This window comes from Achromobacter sp. ACM05, assembly GCF_019218915.1.
Lineage (GTDB): Bacteria > Pseudomonadota > Gammaproteobacteria > Burkholderiales > Burkholderiaceae_B > Achromobacter > Achromobacter animicus.
Genome location: NZ_JAHUWQ010000015.1, coordinates 1 through 440, shown reverse-complemented (window position 1 = coordinate 440; position 440 = coordinate 1). Strand labels below are relative to the sequence as shown.

Annotated in this window: 1 protein-coding gene; it reads left to right on the top strand. The window is 63.9% G+C overall.

All coding sequences use genetic code 11. The features are described 5' to 3' along the window. A partial coding sequence (locus KW836_RS27675; protein WP_218345307.1) for a hypothetical protein occupies positions 1-440 on the top strand: 440 nt, incomplete at both ends.

The following is a 440-nucleotide window of genomic DNA, read 5'->3' as shown; positions in this document are numbered from 1 at the left end:
CTACACCATCACCGACGCGGACGGCGACAAGAGCGAAGCGGTGCTGACCATCACGATCAACGGCCAAACCGACGGTCCTCCGGTCGTCACCCCGGTTGATAGCGACGGCAACGTCACCAGCGCGCACAACAGTGTGGTGGAAGCCTCCGGTGCAACCGTCACGGGTTCGGTTGGCGTGTCGGCGGAAGCTGGCATCACCGCCGTCACCGTGGCTGGCCGCGATGTGGCTGGCGCCTCTGCCGCCAACCCGGTCGTCATCACGACCGACAAGGGCATCCTGACCGTCACCGGCTACAACGCTGCGACCGGTGTCATCTCCTACTCGTACAAGGAAACGGGCGGCGCCGATAACCACTCGGCGGGCGATGACTCGGTTCGCGACAACTTCACGGTCAAGGTCACCGACCTGGCTGGCAAGTCGACGAGCAATGATCTGATCA